This window comes from Paenibacillus sp. FSL H3-0329, assembly GCF_037963285.1.
Taxonomy (GTDB): domain Bacteria; phylum Bacillota; class Bacilli; order Paenibacillales; family Paenibacillaceae; genus Paenibacillus_AQ; species Paenibacillus_AQ odorifer.
The window spans coordinates 3,909,809-3,927,603 of sequence record NZ_CP150150.1 but is presented as its reverse complement, the minus strand read 5'-3'; the positions used below and the strand labels follow the sequence as shown (position 1 = coordinate 3,927,603).

General features: G+C 43.7%; 13 protein-coding genes. 11 read left to right on the top strand and 2 right to left on the bottom strand.

The features are described from left to right. The first annotated feature begins 117 nt into the window (after nucleotides 1-117). The 3 genes from NSQ66_RS17300 (at nucleotide 118) to NSQ66_RS17290 (ending at nucleotide 3,152) form a co-directional block, all read left to right on the top strand. Nucleotides 118-1,701: a glycoside hydrolase family 43 protein gene (locus NSQ66_RS17300; RefSeq protein ID WP_076142476.1), complete on the top strand. Its 1,584-nt coding sequence runs from the start codon at nucleotides 118-120 to the stop codon at nucleotides 1,699-1,701. 92 nt (nucleotides 1,702-1,793) lie between these two features. Beyond that, nucleotides 1,794-2,627, top strand: a complete 834-nt coding sequence (locus NSQ66_RS17295) for a hypothetical protein (RefSeq protein WP_139330181.1) — start codon at nucleotides 1,794-1,796, stop codon at nucleotides 2,625-2,627. A 162-nt stretch (nucleotides 2,628-2,789) separates the two neighbouring features. Next, the gene (locus NSQ66_RS17290; RefSeq protein ID WP_076128270.1) at nucleotides 2,790-3,152 is read left to right on the top strand and encodes a DUF1304 domain-containing protein; all 363 of its coding nucleotides are present in this window, start codon (nucleotides 2,790-2,792) and stop codon (nucleotides 3,150-3,152) included. 379 nt (nucleotides 3,153-3,531) lie between these two features. Here NSQ66_RS17290 and NSQ66_RS17285 read toward each other — a convergent pair whose 3' ends face one another. Next, nucleotides 3,532-4,419, bottom strand: coding sequence for a fructose bisphosphate aldolase (locus NSQ66_RS17285; protein WP_076142480.1), 888 nt, complete (start codon nucleotides 4,417-4,419; stop codon nucleotides 3,532-3,534). 2,628 nt (nucleotides 4,420-7,047) lie between these two features. Between NSQ66_RS17285 and zwf the strand changes: the two genes are divergently transcribed. The 3 genes from zwf (at nucleotide 7,048) to NSQ66_RS17270 (ending at nucleotide 10,373) form a co-directional block, all read left to right on the top strand. Then, nucleotides 7,048-8,583 carry a glucose-6-phosphate dehydrogenase gene (gene zwf / locus NSQ66_RS17280; RefSeq protein WP_036688070.1) on the top strand — a complete coding sequence of 512 codons (1,536 nt, stop codon included), beginning with the start codon at nucleotides 7,048-7,050 and terminating at the stop codon, nucleotides 8,581-8,583. A 71-nt stretch (nucleotides 8,584-8,654) separates the two neighbouring features. Next, the gene (gnd, locus tag NSQ66_RS17275; protein ID WP_036688068.1) at nucleotides 8,655-9,548 is read left to right on the top strand and encodes a phosphogluconate dehydrogenase (NAD(+)-dependent, decarboxylating); all 894 of its coding nucleotides are present in this window, start codon (nucleotides 8,655-8,657) and stop codon (nucleotides 9,546-9,548) included. A 183-nt stretch (nucleotides 9,549-9,731) separates the two neighbouring features. Beyond that, nucleotides 9,732-10,373 carry a methyltransferase gene (locus NSQ66_RS17270; RefSeq protein WP_076142135.1) on the top strand — a complete coding sequence of 214 codons (642 nt, stop codon included), beginning with the start codon at nucleotides 9,732-9,734 and terminating at the stop codon, nucleotides 10,371-10,373. Nucleotides 10,374-10,457: 84 nt separating this feature from the next. On the opposite strand, the gene NSQ66_RS17265 is transcribed toward NSQ66_RS17270, so the two are convergent. Continuing rightward, nucleotides 10,458-11,213, bottom strand: coding sequence for a DeoR/GlpR family DNA-binding transcription regulator (locus NSQ66_RS17265; RefSeq protein WP_076100077.1), 756 nt, complete (start codon nucleotides 11,211-11,213; stop codon nucleotides 10,458-10,460). A 358-nt stretch (nucleotides 11,214-11,571) separates the two neighbouring features. On the opposite strand from NSQ66_RS17265, the gene NSQ66_RS17260 reads away from it, so the two are divergent. The 5 genes from NSQ66_RS17260 (at nucleotide 11,572) to NSQ66_RS17240 (ending at nucleotide 17,646) form a co-directional block, all read left to right on the top strand. Further along, a complete protein-coding gene (locus tag NSQ66_RS17260) occupies nucleotides 11,572-12,723 on the top strand; it encodes an iron-containing alcohol dehydrogenase (RefSeq protein ID WP_076142134.1) in 1,152 nt (383 codons plus the stop codon). A 27-nt stretch (nucleotides 12,724-12,750) separates the two neighbouring features. Then, nucleotides 12,751-14,217, top strand: a complete 1,467-nt coding sequence (gene rhaB, locus NSQ66_RS17255) for a rhamnulokinase (RefSeq protein ID WP_076142133.1) — start codon at nucleotides 12,751-12,753, stop codon at nucleotides 14,215-14,217. A 39-nt stretch (nucleotides 14,218-14,256) separates the two neighbouring features. After that, nucleotides 14,257-15,513: an L-rhamnose isomerase gene (gene rhaA / locus NSQ66_RS17250; protein ID WP_036688063.1), complete on the top strand. Its 1,257-nt coding sequence runs from the start codon at nucleotides 14,257-14,259 to the stop codon at nucleotides 15,511-15,513. Between the two features lie 43 nt (nucleotides 15,514-15,556). Beyond that, nucleotides 15,557-16,402 (top strand): rhamnulose-1-phosphate aldolase, encoded by an 846-nt coding sequence (gene rhaD / locus NSQ66_RS17245; RefSeq protein ID WP_036688060.1) that lies wholly within the window; start codon nucleotides 15,557-15,559, stop codon nucleotides 16,400-16,402. 149 nt (nucleotides 16,403-16,551) lie between these two features. Further along, complete coding sequence (locus tag NSQ66_RS17240; protein ID WP_076142132.1) at nucleotides 16,552-17,646, top strand: NADH:flavin oxidoreductase; 1,095 nt, start codon at nucleotides 16,552-16,554, stop codon at nucleotides 17,644-17,646. Nucleotides 17,647-17,795: the final 149 nt, after the last annotated feature.

The following is a 17,795-nucleotide window of genomic DNA, read 5'->3' as shown; positions in this document are numbered from 1 at the left end:
CCTCCAAGATGACAAAATACAAACATTTTCTTATATCTCATTATAACTTTAATCGTTATGAAAGCGATACAATAAATACGTTAAACTATGAAAAATCCGGTAGTGGAGGGTAACATTATGACGCAAAAAATTGTTAATCCGGTGTTGGCAGGTTTTCATCCAGATCCGTCTTTTATTAGAGTAGAAGATGATTATTATATCGCAACCTCTACTTTTGAATGGTTTCCAGGTGTAGAAATTCATCATTCCAAGGATCTGGTTCATTGGCATTCCATTTCACGTGTGCTGACAGAAGCCTCACAAGTAGATCTGCGTGGTAACGTAAGCTCTGGTTCCATTTGGGCACCCGCGCTTTCTTATGACCAAGGCGTATTTTATCTGCTATTTACAGATGTGAAATCTCGCAAAAGTGTATATAAAGATCTGCATAATTATTTAATTACAGCGACGGATATCATGGGCCCGTGGAGTGAGCCGGTTAGACTTAATGGCAGCGGATTTGATCCATTTTTGTTCCATGATCTGGATGGGACCAAATGGCTGCTTAATATGCGTTGGGATTTCCGTAAAAATCACAATAACTTCTCTGGCATCATTATGCAGCAATATGACCCGGAGACTGGCAAATTAACGGGACCTATCCATGAAATTTATAAAGGGACACCTATCGGAGTGACCGAAGGTCCGCAATTGTACCAGAAGGATGGGTACTATTATTTGCTGACAGCAGAAGGGGGCACCGGCATCAACCATATGGTCACCTTAGCTAGAAGCCGAAGCCTCACAGGTCCTTATGAGACGGATCCGGATTTCCCGATTATGACCACGGCACATGATCTGACCTACCCGTTTCAGCAAGCAGGGCACGGATCGCTCGTAGAGACTCAGAATGGGGACTGGTACATGGCGCATTTATGCACACGTCCGATTCCGGGAACGTCAACGATGAATCCGTTAGGCCGGGAAACTGCTATTCAACGTTGTGAATGGACAGAGGATGGCTGGTTGCGATTGGCCCACGGAGGGAAGCTGCCTGCATTGGAGACCGTGGCTCCTGACCTGCCGATATTCACTTTTGAGGAGCTGCCAAACAGAGATGAATTTGATGGAGAGGTTCTTGGATTTCCATACCAAAGCTTGCGTGTACCTTTTGATGAATCTTGGGTTAGCTTGAAGGAACGTCCGGGTTTTCTTCGTCTGCGGGGCAGAGAGTCGTTAGCTTCACTGCATGATCAGAGTTTAATTGCCCGGCCGATTCAACATTTTGAATGCTTAGCTACAACCTGTCTGGAATTCGAGCCGGATAGCTTCCTGCAAATGGCTGGGTTAGTCCTCTATTATGATGACAGTGATTACTATTATTTGCGTGTTACCGCAGATGAGATTCGTGGAACTAGTTTGGGAGTTGTGCTGTGTAGAGGTGGCAAATACGATGAGATTTCCTCTATGCAGCTATCTGTGAAGGATTGGGATCGTTATTATCTAAAGGCGGAAATCCATGAACGTGATCTGTTGTTTTATGCTTCATCAGACGGGGTGAATTGGACAGCTGTCTGTACTCCCTTAGATTTTGGTACGCTTTCGGATGAATATGGCGGCAAGCTTGGCTTTACCGGTTCCTATGTCGGGGTATGTGCTCAGGATTTGGATCAGCAAGCGAAGCCGGCTTATTTTGACTATTTTGAATATAAAGCTTTATAGGTGTTCGGAAAAACCATAACATTCTTCATAGTCTATTTTAGGATAAAATGTTAATTTTTACTTATCTTACATAGAAAGGGATGTTTATGATTTTGAAAAAGACTTATAAAGCCGCAATAACCTGCACGCTCTTACTGAATCTGGCCCTGTCCTCTGCTGCAATGGCCGCACCTATCGACGTCGACGTCAGTAATTTGAAAGAAGTCCAAACTTCTGGACCGGAAAAGGTTTGGGTTGGAGAATGGAAGGGCGACGATACGATTATTGTGGACACACAAGGAAATGTTACTACAGTTGGAGAACTCAAAGAGTCATCAAGCTTTGTACCCCCGGCAGATGACAATCTTATTAATAATGAATTGTTAGCACCGGAGCTAATAACACCTACTTTTGAACCTGATTCTCCGCAAGCAACTCTAGCTTCCGCTTATGGTCATGCGTGGCCGTATACAGCCGAAAATAGTTATGGGATTAACTGTTATGGTTATGCCTTAAGATTTCCAGGGGCAATCAACCCTGGTGATGGAGACGGGGTCTCAAATGTCAGAGATCCTGCCTATTTTACTAACGTGTATTATACTGCTGGTCTTGTGGTTCAAGATGGCAATACGAATCCTTTATACTTTAAACCGGGTTGGCGGATACTTCCGGGCCGAACTGCAGCGATTAATTCCGATGAACATCGAATTGCACTAAGAGTGGGATGGATCGACTCAAATGGTAATGGTAAAGTCGATATTCCTGAGGATAACGTAGATTACCACTTCATGCTTCAAAATAGCTCAGGTCTATGGTCAGAGAAACATGGACATCAAGCGTCTCAAAATACGGGAATTTCAGATCCTAGCAATTTCGTCTGGAGCAATGGTTCTCTTTATGGTTTTTACAATAGCGTAACCGTTTATATTGCTGCAAAAGTATTTTAGAATTTCATAAAACATTACGTATGGAATAGCGATAGTCTTTTTTTTGAAGATTATGGCTATTCTTTTTTAGCGTCGAATTGTTTATGAGATGTTGTATACACTTTTGAGTTTTAATGTGATACAATTAAATTGTACGCAAATTAAAATAAGGTGGTTATTTTGATGGTATGGGTAGCTAATATTATGGTCGGTGTTGTTGCGTTAATACATATCTATATTGTTTATTTAGAAATGTTCGCTTGGTCAAAGCCAAAAGGGCTTCGAGTCTTTGGAATGACACAGGAAGTTGCGGATGCTTCTAAAACACTGGCAGCGAACCAAGGGTTATACAATGGATTTTTGGCGGCAGGTTTAATTTGGGGATTGGTTCATCCGAATGTAAATTTCGGCCATCAAATTGAAATCTTCTTCTTATCAACTGTTATAGTGGCGGCGTTATATGGCGGACTGACGGTGAAAAAGTCTATTTTATTTATGCAAGGACTGCCAGCTTTAATTGCATTAATCCTCGTGGTTTCGATTTAAGATAACATAGAAGTAATCGATTAGGTTTCTACCTCGCGTACTTGCGTGGTGGAAGCCTTTTTTGCGTAAGATCAAGAAATTATTGGGTAATGAAATGCGCTGGATTAAAAACAGGAGTTATGGATGGTGTACTAAGAAACAATAGAGAAGTGGTTGATTAATGTGTTTTAGGTACAGGTGTGGTCCTTAGATAAGATGTAAGGGACTTTAACAAACCTATTGCATGCTTGTGTGGGCTGAAAGAGTAGACGAAATGGCGTTTAATCTGAAAGTTCTAGACTTTAAAAGCAAATTCTCATCATAAAAAAAGAGCTGCTACCTAGCAGGGAACACCTGTCAGGGACACAGCTCTTTTTATGTGCTGGTTTAAATGAGGATCTTATTTAATAGAGGCTGCATAAATCGCTTCTACAGATTTAGAGAGGAGCGCGTTAAACTCTTCTTCTGACTGCCCAGCGCTTAGTCCCTGTGATAACGCACGTGAGAAGCTGGCGATCAGTCCTTGATTATGGGCGAGCTTATCGTTGGCCTCTGCTTGTGTGTAACCGCCGGACAAAGCGACAATTCGCAAAACATGAGGATTCTCCATTAATTCACGGTAGAAATTATTCTCCGTTGGGATGGAGAGCTTAAGCATGACCTTCACGTCTTTGCCCAGCGTAGACAATTGGGCCGATAGTTCTTCTTTTAGCAGCTTCTCTGAAGCCGTTTTATCAGCACTGTGGATATCAACTTCCGGTTCGATAATAGGTACGAGTCCCGCTGCTAAAATCTGCTTACCGATTTCAAACTGCTGTTCAACCACCTTTTTGATACCGGCAGGATTAGCCTCTTTAATCACCGAGCGCATTTTTGTACCAAAGATGTTACGTTCGTTGGCCCGCTTCAGAAGATCACTCAAGCCGGGAATAGGCTTCATTAGTTGTACTCCGTCTTCAGGGTCGGCAAGCCCTTTATCGATTTTCAGGAAAGGCACAATCCCTTTTTTCTCCCATAGAAAATCGGCAGTATATTGCCCGTCTATGGAACGATCCATTGTGTTCTCAAATAAGATTGCACCCAGTATATGCTTTGAATCAAATGCAGGGCTCTTGATAATGCGCGTTCTCATCTCGTGAACCAACCCATACATTTGATCTTCATTAGAGTAACTGTCCTCTGCAACACCATATTGCAGCAGCGCTTTTGGTGTACTGCCACCACTTTGATCCAAGGCAGCTATAAATCCCTGTCCCGTCCGAATTCGTTCCCATTGCTCCATATTCATGAAAATTCTCCTTCCTTTCGTGAACTGAATGAAAATTTATATGTTCATTAACTATAACACTTAATGTACCGGCTCTAAACAAATGGCATTGTAAACTTGGCAGGTAACTAGTCTAATGTGAGTGGTTTGAATCTGCGATATAAGGACTTCCGGATCTAATTGATCCATGGGGATGACGAGGTATCTACGTGTAGGTCTCCTGAGTCCGATCCCTAGATGGTGCAGACTTGCAATCTTAGCATACGAGAACGAATCGACGTTTGAGGTCACTTTTTGGTCGAGTAGCTGCATCTGAGTCCAATAGCATGGCGAAATGGGCTAAATCTGCGAAATAGCGTCTCCTGAGTCCGGACTATCGATGGCGAGGACTTGCAGCCTCCGTATACGAGAACGAATCGACGTATAATGTCATCTGAGTCCAAACCCATAGTTAGTGAAGACATGCAGCCTCAACTGACGAGTACGAATCGACGTTTGAGGTCACCTGAGTCCGGACTAGCCAAGATTGATGATACTACAGCATCGTTCGGACTGTATTGCAGCTATTTAGATTTTTTGGAGTATTATTCAGAAGTATCGGACTGCATAGCTCTTATTTCCAAGTATTTGCTCCAAAGAGGGGTGGATTTGGTTCAATAGCTGCATCTGAGTCCGATAGCATGGCGAAATGGGCTAAATCTGCGAAATAACGTCTCCTGAGTCCGAACTCATAGTTAGTGTGGACATCCAGTCTAGGTTGACGAGTATGAATCGATGTTTATGGTCATCTGAGTCCGGACTAGCCAAGATTGAAGATACTACATCATCGTTCGGACTGTATTGCAGCTATTTGGTGTTTTTGGAGTATTTTTCAGAATTATCGGACTGCATAGCTCTTATAGCCAAGTTTTTGCTCCAAAGAGGAGTACATTGGGTCGAATAGTTGCATCTGAGTCCGATAGCATGGCGAAATAACCTGAATCTGCGAAATAGCGTCTCCTGAGTCCGGACCATCGATGGCAAGAACATGTAGCCTCCGCAGACGAGTAAGTATCGACGTATAGCGTCACCTGAGTCCAAACCCATAGTTAGTGAAAACATGTAGCCTCAACTGACGAGAACGAATTGACGTCTGAGGTCATCTGAGTCCGGACTAGCAAGATTGAAGATACTACATTACCGTTCGGACTGTATTGCAGCTATTTGGTGTTTTTGGAGCATTATTCAGAAGTATCGGACCGCATAGCTCTTATTACCAAGTTTTTGCTCCAAAGAAGAGTGAATTTGGTGCAATAGCTACATCTGAGTCCGATAGCATGGCGAAATGACCAAAATCTGTGAAATAGCGTCTCCTGAGTCCGGACCGTCGATGGCGAGGACTCGAAGCCTCCGCAGACGAGTAAGTATCGAAGTAGAATGTCACCTGAGTCCAAACCCATAGTTAGTGAAAACATGTAGCCTCAACTGACGAGAACGAATTGACGTCTGAGGTCATCTGAGTCCGGACTAGCAAGATTGAAGATACTACATTACCGTTCGGACTGTATTGCAGCTATTTGGTGTTTTTGGAGCATTTTTCAGAATTACCGGACTGCATAGCTCTTATAGCCAAGTTTTTGCTCCAGAGAGGAGCGAATTAGGTTTAATAGCTGCATCTGGGTCCGATAGCATGGCGAAATGGGCTAAATCTGCGAAATAACGTCTCCTGAGTCCGAACCCATAGTTAGTGTGGACATAAAGCATCGGCAGACGAGAACGAATCGACGTATAAGGTCTCCAAGGTCCGATATCGCCGCATCGGAGATGCGGGTAAACATAATGTTACTCCAAGCAGAAACTAAAGACGCTCTATGCGAACTTTAAAGTGATCCCCCAAAGCGCACACCTAGCAAACTTAAGGACAATCCCAATGGTACACCTAGCAAACTCAAGACATTCACAGGGTACACCTAGCAAACTTCAAGACATTCACAGGGTACACCTAGCAAACTTCAGGACAATCCCAATGGTTCACCTAGCAAACTCAAGACATTCACAGGGTACTCTTAGCAACCTTTAACCTATCCCCAATGGTACTCTTTGCAAACGTCATCTCATCCCCAAACGTTCTTTTCACAGACTCCAAATCACTCCAATGTGCTCAGCGAAAATTCCTTCGAAGCATTCTCAAGTAATATTCCTCGAAGTAGTCACTTTTTATGCTTAATTCCCAAACTTGGAATCAAATCGCATAGTCTTCTTCGAGGCGCGCCAGACCAATCCAGTCAATTACTTAAAGTTAGTTTGAAACACAGTGGAAGGATGATCACATTTAGGCGACTGGGAATTTTGATCATGTTATAAACAGCTTTGTATGAAGAATTTTAAATCAGAGTGTGTAAAGTTAGAGCACCTAAACCCATGCTGGGAGCGGGTTGTTAACTTGCTCGCGGATTATTTCCTAGTAATTTAATATGAATAATCCAATAAGATAATTGGTGTGACATTAATCATAATTACCAATTTGAAGCTTTGTGAAAATAATAACTTTTCGTAAATGTCGAAATGAGGTTGACGAATAAAAATATCAGTCGTATGATTGATTCTACTGAGTATGCTAGTAATTAAAAGTAAGTTAATAAATAATATATAATAGCGGGAGGAATGAAAGTGGAATCATCAACATTTGTGCTTTTTGGCGCTACAGGAGATTTAGCAAAACGTAAAATCTATCCTGCACTATATAACCTCTTTTTAGATGGTCAAATTTCAGGTCCTCTCTCAGTGATTGGATTAGGAAGAAGAGAAGTTTCAACCGAAGCTTTCCGTAAGCAAGTCCTGCAATCTTTGCAGACATTTTCTAGACAACCGGCAGTAGAATCTCCACAGTTGCAGGTTTTCTTGGAAGCTTTTGAATATAGCGTTCTAGATGTAGGTAATACAGAAGATTATTTTAAGCTCCTGGAGCATGTTAAACGTCGTGAGCAATTTTTTAACATTCCGGAGAATCGGATGTTCTATTTATCGGTGGGTCCTGAGTTTTTCAAGGAAATTGCCGCCAATATTCATTCCAGTGGTCTGGGATCGACGAAGGGCTGGAAGCGTCTGATTATTGAGAAGCCTTTTGGTACAGACTTGCAAACAGCAAGAGAGTTAAATGACAGCTTGAATGCCGTATTTGCAGAAGAAGAGATTTTCCGAATTGACCATTTCTTGGGTAAACCGATGGTTCAGAATCTGGAAGTTCTAAAATATTCAAATCCTGTACTTAGAGCACTGTGGAAAAATCGTTATATCGCAAATGTGCAAATTACGGCGAGTGAGATTGTCGGCGTTGAAGAACGGGCAGGCTATTATGATAAAGCTGGGGCACTTCGTGATATGTTCCAGAACCATATGCTGCAATTGCTCATGATGATGGCGATGCAGCTTCCAAAAGGCAGTACACCTGAAGAGATCCGCGGGAAGAAAAGATATGTCATGGAGCGCCTCATTCCGTTAAGTAAAGACGAGGTTAATCAATACGTTGTCCGCGGACAATATGCTGAAGGTGAAATTAAAGGTAAATCTGTTGCAGGATACTTAGATGAACCAGGAATTAGCCAATCCTCACAAAATGAGACGTTTATTGCAGCGCGTTTGTTTATAGATGATCCATTGTGGAATGAAGTTCCGTTCTATATCCGTACCGGCAAGAGAATGAAAGAGAAATCAACAAGAATTGTTATAGAATTTAAAGAACCGTTTAATGATAACAATAACAAAAATAAAGGGAATGACGTTCCAAATCTACTCATCATCGAGATCGGTCCAAATGAAGCCATTACGCTTCAGTTGAATACGAAGGATCAGCTGCAAAAAGGGAAACTTGAACCTGTCCTCGCTACTTATGAAGCCGGAACTTCAGACGTACCAGAAGCTTACGAAAATCTGATCTTTGATGCGCTTCGTGGTGACGCCACTTTCTTCGCTCACTGGAAAGAAGTCGAGCTGTCATGGCAATGGGTTACACCAATCCAGGAAGCTATGGAGGAGGGGCTAATGCCACTTCATACCTATGCTTCAGGTTCTTATGGTCCAAATGCGGCTATGGAGCTTTTGGGTGAAGACCGCTGGTGGTTTGATGATGCAGATCAGGAGTCAGATGTTCTCGACGCTCAAGCAGAAGTTGCAGCAGCGCAGGAATCTATACGGCCAGGGGCTTAAGCCCCTGCCTGTTTTTTTTGCCAATTTAGCTAAAATACATCATAAGAATCTATAAATCGGAGGGAATTTACATGAAAGTAGGATTAGTTGGGTTAGGAAAAATGGGTTTTAATTTGGGTCAAAATTTGCTGGATCATGGACATGAGGTTGTTGCTTTTGATCTGAATGCACCTGCTGTAGAAGAAATGAAAGCTAAAGGCGCTAGTGGAGCAGTTACGCTTCCTGAATTGGTGCAGCAATTGGAAACGCCAAGAATCATTTGGATCATGGTTCCGCATCAGGTCGTTGATTCTGTAATCGCTGAACTCACTCCACAATTGTCTAAAGGTGATATCGTTATTGAAGCAGGAAACTCGCACTACAAGGAATCTATTCGCCGGTATGAGGAATTGAAGGAGCACGGAATTCACTTTATGGATGCAGGCACCTCTGGTGGTATGGAAGGGGCGCGTAATGGCGCTTGTTACATGGTTGGCGGAGATCCCGAAGCTTGGGAAGTTGTGGAGCCGATTTTCCGTGATACAGCTGTAGAAAGCGGCTTTTTATATGCTGGTAAAGCAGGTAGCGGCCATTTTCTAAAAATGGTGCATAACGGTATCGAATACGGCATGATGGCTGCGATCGGTGAAGGTTTTGAGGTTCTGGAAAAGAGTGAATTTGACTACAACTTTGAGGAAGTAGCTCGGGTGTGGAATCACGGCTCTGTAATCCGTTCATGGCTGATGGAACTTGTGGAACGCGCCTTCTCGAAGGACGCTAAACTAGATGAGATCAAGGGCATTATGCATTCGTCTGGTGAAGGCAGATGGACGCTTGAAACCGCCTTTGATCTACAAGCGGCGACTCCGGTTATCGCAATGGCGTTATTGATGCGTTACCGTTCCCTTGAGACCGACACATTCACTGGCAAAGTAGTTGCTGCACTGCGTAACGAATTCGGTGGACACGCTGTGGAAACTAAATAAGATTGGCCGACTCTGAAATGAGTGTTTACAAGCTCGAATTTCCCGCAATTTATGTTGCGGAGAAATTTGGGCTTTTTATTTTAAGGGGAATAGATAATGGGAAGTATAGATGGAGTACGAATTTAATGCAGTTTACATATTTTAGGGGTAGAAGGGGAAGTTAGGAAGCAAGGGGGAGATTTCATGCAAAGTGGAATTCGTGAGCGACTTCATTTTCTAAATAAATTTCTGCATGCGCCCCGACAATATGGTAGTGTGACTCCCAGTTCACATTGGCTGGCCCAGACGTTGCTTGATCCAGTGCCTTGGAACCAAGTGCATTCTATGGCTGAGTTGGGTGCGGGGACTGGTGCAATCACAAGGTTTATTCCGCGTGGAGAAAAGACCGGTATGAATGTTTTTCTATTTGAAATAGATCCTGATTTTCGCAGGCAATTAAGAGAGGAATTCCCCGGATGTTTCTGCAACAACGATTGTCTCCGGCTGCGTCTTGCGCTTCATAACAGCAGTCTGGAGAAGCTGGATTGTATCGTGAGTAGTTTGTCTTTGATGAATTTCTCGAAGCCAGACCGCACTAGGTTTATGGAACAGATCATTTCTTCTTTAAAAGAAGGAGGGTGGTTTATAACCTATGAATATTTTCCGCGGATGAAAACAGAGTTGAGCCAGCATTTTGAGATCCTACACACGAAGTGGGTGCTGCTGAATTTTCCACCAGCGCTTGTATATATTTGCAGGAAAAAAACCACAACGCAAGTGCAACGCGAAAATCCCAAATCAACAGTCAACGTAGTCCCAATCTCTCAGGTTTATACAAAAAGATAATCATCTTTATACAACAAATGCCGTCACCCATTACTCATTGGGGAACGGCATTTTTAATTGGGCACCGAAGGCATTTGAGCCCGATCAATAGAGAAGCTCAATATTCTCTTTGTTCAGGCGCTTCAACCAAACCTCAGAAGGCTGGCGGTCTGTGATCAAAAAGTCGATTTGGCCAAGCTCGATCAGCTTCGTAAAGGCGGTCTTATCGAATTTGGTGTGATCGGCCAGGAGTATGACCTTGTTAGCTTGACGTAGCATATATTTCTTGAGCTCACACTCCGGTTCATTAGAATCTGTGATGCCCCGCTCCATATCAATTCCTTTACAACTGATAACCGCAGTGTCCACATTGTATCTTTGAATGGTGTCATGTGCTACAGGACCCACGAGTGACATGGATCGGTAACGTAAAGAACCACCGGTAGAGATGATATCCATCCCTGAATTCGAGAACTCATGCAAAATATTAATCGAGTTCGTGATAATGGTCAGATTGTTTTTATTGCCAAGCAGTTTTAGAAACTCAAAGGCTGTGGAGCTAGGATCCACCATTAACGTATCTCCATCATTGATTAAATCGAGCGCCTTGAGGGCGATTCCCCGTTTGATATCTGTATTCAGCGCATTGCGTGTAACAAAAGGCAAATCCTCGTTCGTGTGACGATTCAGCATGGCCCCGCCATAGGTTCGGCTCAGAATGCCATCCTTCTCCAGCTTCTCCAAATCTCTGCGTATCGTCTCTTCTGTAACTTCAAACATCCGGCTTAGATCAGAGACTAATACTCGTTTATCCTGATGAACAAGATCTATTATTTTTTTGCGTCTTTCAGCTGCAAGCATAGGGATCACCTTTCCGAAATCTGTATATTCCTTAATCTTAGCTCCAAATATCTGTGTTTTGCAATAAAATCAACGTAGAATCATGTTTGTTTTCCAATAATATTCACAAAACGGATATAAAACAAATAAAAACAACACAAATAATATTTAAAATGTTGACAACAAAGATTTGCAGACATACGATGAAGGAGAAAAGAAGTCCTGTAGTGGTAATTAGATTTGAAAGATACCAGAGCCGGCCCAGTTGCGATTCAGAGGCCAGCCTGAGGCGCTGCAGCCGGAATACTACGCTCTAGCTTGCAGAGTTGTGTGTAAAACTTTGGTGTTGATAAATTAACTTTAGGAGGCTGGTCAAGCAATGAGCACGCATGTGTATTATGTTCCATCGATCAATATTATGGGCAAGGGATGCTTGCAGGAGATTGGTCCATACATCCAAGAACTTAAATTAAAAAAGGCGCTAGTAGTTACGGACAAATTCCTTATGAAAAGTGGCATTGCTGGTAAATTGCTGGCGGTATTGGACGAAGCGGGGATTGAATATGCCATCTATGATGAAGTGAAACCCAATCCGACCTGTAAAAATGTCCACGATGGCGTTGATTATCTCAAGTCGCAGAATTGTGATTATCTGATTTCCATCGGCGGTGGATCACCACAGGATACTGCCAAAGCCATTGGTATCATTGCCACAAATGGCAGTCATATCAAAGAATATGAAGGTGTACACAAGTCTAAGCATAAATCACTGCCGATTGTCGCCGTGAATACCACTGCTGGTACTTCGGCTGAAGTGACCATTAACTATGTAATCACAGACGAAGATCGCAAAGTGAAGATGGTTATGGTAGATAAAAACAGCCTTGCGACGATTTCAGTCAACGATCCTGAGCTTATGGTTGATAAACCAGCTGCACTTACCGCGGCCACGGGTATGGATGCACTGACTCATGCGATTGAAGCGTTGGTGACGCCAGGAGCTTATCCGGTAACTGATGCTACGGCACTAGCCGCAGTGGAGCTAATTTTTGCTAACCTGGCTCGTACTGTGAAGAATGGCCATGATATCGAAGCGCGTGAACAGATGGTATACGCGATATTCCTTGGCGGATTGGCTTTCAATAATGCGGGGCTTGGTTATGTGCATGCGATGGCGCATCAGCTGGGCGGCGTATACGATCTGCCGCACGGCGTATGTAACGCGATGCTGCTGCCTTTTGTGGAAGAAGAAAATGCCAAATATGTGCCTGAGAAATTCAGATCCATTGCTAAAGCGATTGGACTTAATGTAGAGAACCAAACGGATAAACAATGCGCGGATTTCGTAATTGAGTCGATCAAGGCGTTGTCTAAAGAAGTAGGGATTCCAGCCAAATTATCCGAGCTTGGTGTAGAAGAAGTAGATCTTGATCTTCTGGCTGAAAATTCGATGAAGGATGCTTGTGCACCAGGGAACCCTTTTATTCCTACTAAAGAAGAAGTTATTACACTGTTCAAAAAAATATTATAAATCACCCCTTATCATAGGAGATTGTTTATGAATAATCACATCGCCGTTGACATCGGTGCCTCAAGTGGGCGATTGGTGCGCGGAATATTGCAAGAAGGTATTCTTTCCTTAGAAGAGCTTCATCGCTTTAGCAATAGCTTTACGGAACAAGAGGGTTCCTGTTTCTGGGACATTGATTATTTAGTAGAGCAGATTATGATCGGGCTTCAGAAGGCTAAAACCGATGGAATTACTACCTGTACGCTCGGTATTGATACATGGGGTGTAGATTATGTGCTGGTAGATGCGGACGGGAATCGTGTTCAGGAAGTATACGCCTACCGGGACCGCAGAACGGATCTGGCTGTGGATCTGGTGGCAAAGCAGCTTTCACCACAAACCGTCTATGAAAAGACAGGAATCCAGCAGTTATCCATCAATACCTTGAATCAGTTATATGTTCATAATGAAGAAGAGTTAGCGCAAGCGGATCAAATTTTACTTGTACCAGATTATCTATATTACCGACTGACTGGCCGCAAGATCAATGAGGTTACTATTGCATCTACAACACAGCTGTTGAATCTGGAAAGCCGGGATTTTGACGATGACCTATTAGAATTCTTGAATATCAGGAAAGATCAATTTTCAAAATTAACTGAGCCTGGTGTAGTGGTTGGTCCTCTTGACGAAGCTTTAATCCAACAATATGACCTGCCAGAATGCCAACTGATCTGTGTGGCTTCCCATGATACGGCCTCAGCAGTGCTAGGTGCTCCACTTCAAGAAGGCTCAGCTTATATCAGCAGTGGAACTTGGTCTTTACTCGGTGTAGAAAGAACGGAGCCTCTAAATTCTCTACAAGCCATGCAGGCCAACTACACCAATGAGTGGGGAGCCTACGGAACTTATAGATTCCTCAAAAATGTAATGGGCTTATGGCTTATTCAAGAGGTTCGCAGATTACTGAACAATCGATATAGTTTTACGGAGCTTGCAGAGCTTGCACAGGGAGAAGAAGGGTTTCGCAGCCTGATCCCTTGTAATGCACCAAGGTTTCTTAATCCATCCAACATGATAGAAGAAATCCGCAGTGCCTGTATGGAGAGTGGGCAGCCCATTCCGGAGACACCTGGACAGTTAGCACGTTGTGTTTTTGACAGCTTGGCGTTATCCTATCTAACTTATTTGGAAGAGTTGGAGGAGCTGACAGAAGGTCGGATCGAGGGATTGCAAATTGTCGGCGGCGGGGCGAACAACCGGCTTTTATGCCAACTAACAGCTGATGTTATCGGCAGGGAAGTAAAGGCTGGACCAACGGAAGCGACTGCTCTAGGAAATATAGTAGTGCAGATGATTAGCACAGATTCCATTGCAGACATAACTGAGGCAAGAGCTATTATCGAACAATCTTTTGAAATAACATCATACATTCCGCAGCCGATCAAGCATTTTGATAACATTCTAAATCGCTGGAGAAGCCTTCATCTGTCCAGAGTGAATGAGCTTATCTAAGCGAAACAGACATTGCACTATTTTAGGAGGATAAACAGCATGGATCAGAGCATTATCACTAGCTATAACGAAGCCAAAAAACTATACGCCGCCCACGGTATTGATGTGGATAAAGTGCTGGAGCGACTCGCGCAAATTAAAATTTCCATACATTGCTGGCAGGGTGATGATGTAAAAGGTTTTCTTTTTAAGGAAAAAGAACTAAGCGGGGGCATTGCGGTAACGGGAAGTTATCCGGGCCGGGCGGGTACACCAGATGAACTACGTCAAGATTTAGAAAAGTCGTTATCTCTTATTCCTGGTAAACATAAGGTTAACCTGCATGCTATTTACGCAGATACAGATGAACCTGTAGATTTGGATGAACTAGAGCCACGACATTTTCAATCCTGGGTGGATTGGGCGAAGGAGCAGGGCTTAGGGCTTGATTTTAACCCTACTTGTTTCTCACATCCGAAAGCAGCCGATGGATTCACTCTCAGTCATTCGGACGCGGAGATTCGGGATTTCTGGATCAGACACTGTAAAGCTTCACGTACGATCGCTGAGCATTTTGGGCGGGAGCTGGGTCAGCCTTGTGTGACGAATTTTTGGATTCCAGACGGTTATAAAGATACGCCAGTAGATCGGCTAGCTCCAAGAGTACGTTTAAAAGAGTCGCTGGATGAGATTTTTAGTCAGGAAATAGATCCGCTTTATAATATGGATGCCTTGGAAAGTAAACTGTTTGGAATTGGCTCTGAAAGCTATGTGGTAGGTTCTCATGAATTCTATATGGGTTATGGTTTAACAAATGGAAAAGCAATCTGTCTGGATGCGGGACATTTTCATCCTACAGAAGTGATTTCGAATAAATTATCTTCGATTCTGATGTTCAGTGAGCAGCTGCTGCTGCATGTTAGCAGACCTGTCCGCTGGGACAGTGACCATGTGGTAACGATGGATGATGAGCTGCTGGAAATCGCCCGTGAATTAGTTCGTGGGGACTTACTTCCTCGTACAAATATTGGATTGGATTTCTTTGATGGCAGTATCAATCATCTCGCGGCATGGGTCATTGGCACCCGCAACACTATTAAGGCGTTGCTGCGTGCGATGCTGGAACCCGTGGAAGAACTTAAGCAAATCGAGCAGTCCGGGGATTATACTTCACGTCTTGCTCTGGTAGAAGAGTTCAAATCGTATCCGTTTGGAGCGGTCTGGGATTACTACTGTGCATCACAAGGTACACCGGTGCGTGAGCAATGGCTTACTGAAGTCAAAAATTATGAACAGGACGTTTTGTCTTTAAGATAAAAGTGGATACGGAGAGCAGCAAATACAAAGGAGAGAATAGACTATGAGTACATCCTTGTTAGAGTCAAAAGGTTATATTGCCAGCAGTGAAGCTCCATTTATTCAGGAAATGTCAGAGATCACCCGTCATATGTGGGAGCTTGGCTGGGATGAACTGAATGGTGGGAATGTCAGCTATTTGCTGGATGAGAATGAGGTGGCTAAGTATATTAATGTACTGGAGCCGTTGCGCACGATCAAACTCACCTTTCCGGTAAAAGAATTAGCAGGCAAGTATTTTATCGTAACAGGTTCGGGCAAATATTTCAGAAATGTGATTAAAGACCCTGAAGCGAATCTGGGTGTGTTAAGGGTTAGCGGCAATGGCGAAAGTGTGGAAGTATTGTGGGGATTGCGGAATGGGGCAGTTCCTACGAGTGAGCTCGCTTCGCATTTTATGAGTCATATTGAACGCTTGAAAGTAGATCCCACACACCGTATCGTGCTGCATACACATGCTACAAATGTTATCGCGATGACCTTCACGCATGATCTGGACGAACTAAAGTTTACCAAAACACTATGGGAAATGTGCACAGAGTGCCTTGTTGTTTTCCCTGATGGGGTCAGCGTTATTCCGTGGATTGTTCCGGGCAGCAGTGAGATCGGCCGTGAGACTGCCAAAAAAATGAAGGATCACCGTTTAGTCATCTGGCCGCAGCATGGGATTTTTGGCACGGGCTCCACCATGGATGCTACCTTTGGTCTAGTAGAAACGGTTGAAAAGGCTGCAACGATCTACAACTTGATTGGCGGTAGAGAAATCAAACAAAAGATCACAGACCAACAGCTATGGGATTTAGCTAAAGCATTTGGAGTTACACCTAAAGCGGGGATTCTTGAAGTCTAGAGAGTCATTATAATTTGGTGAAAACCGGGCATTCGTAGATTCTGCGAGGTCCGGTTTTTTTTGTCTTTTTCTTAAAATTTGCATTTCCCATCTTTTGGGTAGATAATAAGCTTACTTAAAGTAATCAATTAATAAATTGGAGGTAACATATGAATACAGAGCAACTATTTTCACCTTTTCAAGTGGGGAATCTTTCGCTGTCGAACCGATTTGTAATGGCGCCGATGACACGCGCGCAGTCTCCGAATGGTGTGCCGGGAAGCAATGTTGCCGCTTATTATCGTAGACGTGCAGAGGGTGGAGTGGGATTAATTGTTACTGAGGGTACTGCGGTAAATCATCCAGCGGCTGTCAGTCACCAAGATATTCCTAATATACATGAAGAAGCATCTTTAGAAGGCTGGAAGAAGGTTGTGGAAGAGGTTCATGCAGCTGGGGGCAAGATCATCCCGCAGCTTTGGCATGTGGGGATGGCGCGTACAATCGGCGAGTATCCTAACGTTGAAGCCCTTCCTGTAGGCCCTTCGGGTCTGAATTTAGCAGGTGAGCCGGTGACAGAGCCGCTGACCACAGAAGAGGTTGAAAGTTTAGTAACAGCCTTCGCTCAAGCGGCGGAAAATGCCAAAAGCGTTGGCTTTGATGGCATCGAGCTGCATGGCGCTCATGGGTATCTGATAGACCAGTTCTTCTGGGATAGAACGAATAAACGTACCGATCGTTACGGTGGCGATTTGGTAGGAAGAACAACATTCGCTGTCGAGATCATTAAAGCATGCCGTCAAGCGGTTGGACCAGACTTCCCAATCGTGCTGCGCTTTTCCCAGTGGAAGTTGGGGGCGTATGATGAGAAGCTGGCGAAGACTTCAGAAGAACTTGCGAGTTTCCTGGCACCGCTTAGCGAAGCGGGTGTAGATATTTTTCATTGCTCGACCCGACGCTTCAGTCAACCTGAATTTGCTGGCTCTGATCTTAATTTAGCTGGATGGACTAAGAAACTTACCGGGAAGCCGTGTATTACAGTGGGCTCTATTGGCCTGCAAAGCGATTTCTTCGCAGAAGATAAAGCTCAGAAGCCTGCGGATAATATCGATGAGTTAACTGAAAGGTTCGGTCGGGAGGAGTTTGATTTGGTTGCAGTGGGCAGAGCGCTTATTAGCGATCCGGCTTGGCCCGCTAAAGTACAAAGTGGAGCGATAGACGAAATCATCCCATTTACTCCTGAAGCGACGAACACTCTTTACTAAAACTAGCAGAATATACAATGACTATTTTTTTAGGTAAGAGGTTGTATAACTGTTTCAAGAGTAGTGTATCTGCTTATAATAGTAGCATACCCCCCTTAATATGATAGAACTTGACCCTGCCAAACGTTGGCGGGGTATTTTTTTGTCGA

Coding starts and splice junctions, on each gene's coding strand:
- NSQ66_RS17300 (WP_076142476.1), top strand. CDS start 118: ATGACGCAAAAAATTGTTAATCCGGTGTTGGCAGGTTTTCATCCAGAT.
- NSQ66_RS17290 (WP_076128270.1), top strand. CDS start 2,790: ATGGTATGGGTAGCTAATATTATGGTCGGTGTTGTTGCGTTAATACAT.
- NSQ66_RS17285 (WP_076142480.1), bottom strand. CDS start 4,419: ATGAATATGGAGCAATGGGAACGAATTCGGACGGGACAGGGATTTATA.
- gnd (WP_036688068.1), top strand. CDS start 8,655: ATGAAAGTAGGATTAGTTGGGTTAGGAAAAATGGGTTTTAATTTGGGT.
- NSQ66_RS17270 (WP_076142135.1), top strand. CDS start 9,732: ATGCAAAGTGGAATTCGTGAGCGACTTCATTTTCTAAATAAATTTCTG.
- NSQ66_RS17265 (WP_076100077.1), bottom strand. CDS start 11,213: ATGCTTGCAGCTGAAAGACGCAAAAAAATAATAGATCTTGTTCATCAG.
- NSQ66_RS17260 (WP_076142134.1), top strand. CDS start 11,572: ATGAGCACGCATGTGTATTATGTTCCATCGATCAATATTATGGGCAAG.
- rhaB (WP_076142133.1), top strand. CDS start 12,751: ATGAATAATCACATCGCCGTTGACATCGGTGCCTCAAGTGGGCGATTG.
- rhaA (WP_036688063.1), top strand. CDS start 14,257: ATGGATCAGAGCATTATCACTAGCTATAACGAAGCCAAAAAACTATAC.
- rhaD (WP_036688060.1), top strand. CDS start 15,557: ATGAGTACATCCTTGTTAGAGTCAAAAGGTTATATTGCCAGCAGTGAA.
- NSQ66_RS17240 (WP_076142132.1), top strand. CDS start 16,552: ATGAATACAGAGCAACTATTTTCACCTTTTCAAGTGGGGAATCTTTCG.